Annotated in this window: 6 protein-coding genes; 3 read left to right on the forward strand and 3 right to left on the reverse strand. The window is 57.3% G+C overall.

Annotation, left to right across the window (positions count from 1 at the left end; translation table 11 throughout):
- Positions 1–205: 205 nt before the first annotated feature.
- The 3 genes from ACWVCN_RS04965 (at position 206) to panC (ending at position 2,862) form a co-directional block, all read left to right on the forward strand.
- Positions 206–1,381, forward strand: coding sequence for an LL-diaminopimelate aminotransferase (locus ACWVCN_RS04965; RefSeq protein WP_455244411.1), 1,176 nt, complete (start codon positions 206–208; stop codon positions 1,379–1,381).
- A gap of 66 nt (positions 1,382–1,447) precedes the next feature.
- Complete coding sequence (folK, locus tag ACWVCN_RS04970) at positions 1,448–2,005, forward strand: 2-amino-4-hydroxy-6-hydroxymethyldihydropteridine diphosphokinase (protein ID WP_455244412.1); 558 nt, start codon at positions 1,448–1,450, stop codon at positions 2,003–2,005.
- The gene (gene panC / locus ACWVCN_RS04975) at positions 1,981–2,862 is read left to right on the forward strand and encodes a pantoate--beta-alanine ligase (protein WP_455244413.1); all 882 of its coding nucleotides are present in this window, start codon (positions 1,981–1,983) and stop codon (positions 2,860–2,862) included. Before folK ends, panC begins: the two co-directional genes overlap by 25 nt.
- Positions 2,863–2,877: 15 nt before the next feature.
- Here panC and ACWVCN_RS04980 read toward each other — a convergent pair whose 3' ends face one another.
- The 3 genes from ACWVCN_RS04980 to rmuC all read right to left on the reverse strand — a co-directional run.
- Positions 2,878–3,387, reverse strand: a complete 510-nt coding sequence (locus ACWVCN_RS04980; protein ID WP_455244414.1) for a PilZ domain-containing protein — start codon at positions 3,385–3,387, stop codon at positions 2,878–2,880.
- On the reverse strand, positions 3,384–3,836 hold the full coding sequence (locus ACWVCN_RS04985) for a pyrophosphohydrolase domain-containing protein (RefSeq protein WP_455244415.1): 453 nt from the start codon (positions 3,834–3,836) through the stop codon (positions 3,384–3,386). The genes ACWVCN_RS04980 and ACWVCN_RS04985 overlap by 4 nt, the downstream gene beginning before the upstream one ends.
- The coding region (rmuC, locus tag ACWVCN_RS04990) for a DNA recombination protein RmuC (protein ID WP_455244416.1) at positions 3,826–4,081 on the reverse strand (256 nt) is incomplete at its 5' end. The genes rmuC and ACWVCN_RS04985, both read right to left, overlap by 11 nt.

A 4,081-nucleotide genomic window follows, 5' to 3' on the forward strand; every position in this document is an offset into this window, starting at 1 on the left:
ATCGGACCTTGTTAACGCCGGGCTAACCGCCTCGGCGATACGATCCGCTGCAGGCTCGCAACTCCCAATCCTGCATGGTTCGGCTGATCAGCTGATCGGGTATTTACTCTCCTCAACACATTGATTACGGACTCATTCCTGAAGTAGCCTAGAGGATTAATTCAGGCCGACCGTGGCCTCATTCTAGAAAAGGAGCATCCGCATCATGGCTGGTTTCCCGATTGAAGTCGCAACCCGAATCAAGACTCTCCCCCCCTATCTCTTCGCGGCTATCGACAAGATGAAGCAGGAGGCGATCGCTCGCGGAGTCGACATCATCAACCTGGGCATCGGCGATCCGGACCTCCCGACTCCGGCTCCCATCATCGACAGTCTGGCCCAGGCGGCTAAGAATCCGAAGCACCATCAATACCCGTCTTATGAAGGCATGTTGACGTTCCGCAAAGCCGTAGCCGATTGGTATAAACGGCGTTTCAACGTGTCGCTCGATCCGGCTAACGAGGTGTTGACGTTGATCGGTTCGAAGGAAGGCATCGGCCACATTCATCTGGCCTTCGTGGACCCCGGCGATGTCGTATTGGTCCCGAGTCCAGGGTATCCGGTCTATCCTGTCGGGACGAGCTTCTCCGGCGGCATCTCACACATCATGCCGCTGACAAAAGCCACCGGCTTTCTGCCGGACCTGAATGCCATCCCCAAGGACGTGGCGAAGAAGGCCAAGCTTATGTGGCTCAACTCGCCGAACAATCCGACCTCGGTCATCATGTCGAAGGACTATTTTAAACGGGTTATCGAGTTCGCCAAGGAGAACCAGGTCATCGTGTGCCATGACGCGGCCTATTCCGAAATCTATTACGACGGCAAGCGGCCGGCGAGTTTCATGGAAGTGGATGGCGCCAAAGACGTTGGTGTGGAGTTCCACTCCCTTTCCAAGACCTACAACATGACCGGCTGGCGCATCGGCTTCGCGGTCGGAAACAGGGACGTGCTGGCAGGACTCGGCAAGGTGAAGAGCAATCTTGACTCGGGCGTGTTCGAAGCGGTGCAGGCGGCCGGCATCACGGCACTCGGACTCGACGATTCCGTCACCGATGGCATCAGAAAAATCTATCAAGAGCGACGTGATACGCTGGTGCCGGGCTTGAAGAAGCTCGGCTTGGAAGTCGATGCACCACCCGCCGCCTTCTACGTCTGGGTCACCGTACCGAGCGGCTATACATCCGCTTCATTTACGGCCCACCTGCTCGAGAAGGCCGGGATTGTCACGACGCCGGGCAACGGATTCGGCTCACCCGGCGAAGGCTACATCCGGATGACGGTCTGCACGACAAAGGAGCGGTTGGCGGAAGCCGTCGAACGAATAAGAAAGGCCGGCTGGTAGCTGAAACTCGAGGCGCCGAGGCGAACAATTCTTCGCCGGCTTCCTTAAGGAAGGGAATAAAGGAAAGTGGAACGCGAAGTCGTCTATATTGGGTTCGGGTCGAATGTCGGCGATCGAGTCGATTTTTGCGATCGAGCGGTCACGCTCCTGAGTCTGCTGCCGCACTCACAACTCACCGGCGTGTCACTGCTTTACGAAGCGGAGCCGGTCAATGACGGAGCCAATCCCGGCGAGGGATGGTTCCTGAACGGCGTGGTCCAGCTGGAAACAGATATCACCCCCTCAAGCCTCCTGAGCGTATTGCGCGAAATCGAACGGTCCCTAGGCAGAGACCAAGACAACCGATCGGGGCCGAGAACAATCGATCTGGACATTCTCTTTTACGGGGACCGTGTCATCAACGAGGCCGGCTTGGTGGTGCCGCATCCGAGACTTCATGAACGGCGCTTCGTACTCATGCCCATGAGCGAACTCGATCCTCTCTTGATCCATCCCGTCAAACAACGATCGGTCAACCAAATGCTGGCGGATGTCGGCGACCGATCCGAGGTCCGGTTGCTCTTTCCTCAACCTTCGACCCGCTACGGATCGCGCCCCACATGCAGCCCCCAGCCCGGCGCATGAAGACAATCCGTTCCCCCAAAGCCATGACGACCTGGAGCGAACGGCTCCGGCGTGAGGGCGTAACCATCGGATTCGTTCCGACGATGGGAGCGCTGCACGACGGCCATCGTGCCTTAATCCGAGCGGCGAGGCTCCAGTGCGACGCGTTGGTCGTCAGCATCTTCGTCAATCCAACCCAGTTCGCGCCGACGGAGGATCTCGCCAAGTACCCCCGTCCTATTAAGCAGGATCGCGCTCTCTGCCGTGAAGAAGGGGTCGACGTCTGCTTCGAGCCGAATGCGGCGGACTTATATCAGGAAGGATTTCAAACGGTCGTGACCGTTCCGAGAATTGCCAGTCGATGGGAAGGTGAATTCCGGCCACACCACTTCGCCGGCGTCGCGACGGTTGTCACAAAGTTGCTCGGCATCGTACGCCCCCACCGTGTCGTCTTTGGACAAAAGGATTACCAACAGGCCGCCGTGGTCCGACAACTGATCAAGGATTTGAATCTCGGCGTGGTACTCGACGTACGGCCGACCGTTCGAGAACGTGATGGATTGGCCATGAGTTCCCGAAACATCTATCTCTCCACTGAGCAACGGCGGATCGCTCCTCTATTTTATCAGGCCCTGAAAGCCGGACGCCTCACGATCGAAGACGGCGCGATGGATGCCGCCTTGATCCAGAAGATCATGCGAAAGGTACTGGCCGGAGAGCCGTTGATCAGGATCGACTACTTAGCGGTGTGTGATCCGCTCACGCTGGAACCGTTTAAAACGGTCGACAGAAAGGCTGTCCTTCTCGGAGCAATTCGCCTCGGCTCTGTACGTTTGATCGACAATGTGTTGGCGAAACAGGGGAAGGAAAGAAAATGAATGAAATCCCGGGTCTCAGGCGTTGCTGACGTGCTGCTGGCCTTGGCTGACCAGCAAACCAAGCACCACCTGGCTGAGCCGCCGTTGATCCGGCTGCGGCACCTCGAGAAACCGGATCCCAACCGACGAGGGACGGACGGAACAGACCATAGCCGTTTCAACCCGAATGGCCTCATCCTCTCGATTCGGATTCAACACCAATCCCAGAAACGTCCCGCGGGTCAATCCCGTTGCCTGTAGCGTACAGCCGTCCATCGAAATATCGGTAATGCGATTCGTTGATGGCGTGCGGCTATCTGACACAAACTGTGCCTCGATCGACGTGGGAAGCCGCTTATATTGCCGGCGATCGAACACTTCTGTGCTTTTGCGCGCCGGCGGGTAAAAAGCACGAAACTTGTTCATACAGAGCTGGCAACGGAACGGAAGCACGTTGAGTTCGTTCAGTACTCGCTCCATCATCCCGGTGTGTTGTGTCATGCGGACGAACGGAGTGCCGCAGTTTGGACAGTGCAGCGTTTTCATGTGCCTCGCGAAACCTCGTTCAGGCCTTCTGGAGCGTCCATCAACTGCTCGCCCTGTGTTGCTTGCTCAGCCAGGATCGGCTCGATGGCGGCAGGGGAATACGTATCAGGCTTGACCCATTTCCCATCCGCTCGCTTGTACCCGCCCACCTTGCTCATATTGGAACGGTGGACTTCCCGGAAGACCGGCTCCATATCGATACCGTAAGAAACGGCTGTCCCATAGACAACGTACAGGAGATCGGCCATTTCTTTGGCGATGCCGTTCAAGTCGTTACGCGCCATTGCTTCTTTGAGTTCGTCGAATTCCTCCTGAATCAACCGCTCACGCAGGGCGCGGGTACGATCGTCCACCAGGGTAGGCGTCCGGTGGACGACGATGTCGAACATCCTGTGAAAGGCCTCCACCATCACCTGAGCGTCGGCCTTCCCCGATTGGTTATTCTTCATAGGGCAAGACCTTTCTCGAGACGACTTCCACAGGGCCCAGCAGGGCAATATCCTTGTCGGAAGAGACCCCCAATTCCTTGAACCGGCGCGCGGACGGTAATATTCTTGTCTCCAACGAACCGACCGCCTTGTTGTAGGCTAATACGCTCTTGGCCAAAGCCTGCCCCACGTCGTTGACGTGTTCGGCCAACACCGCCATACGCTCGTACAGGTCCTTTCCCAATCGTCCGGCCTCTTCGGCATGC

It is taken from the genome of Petrachloros mirabilis, from assembly GCF_975968855.1.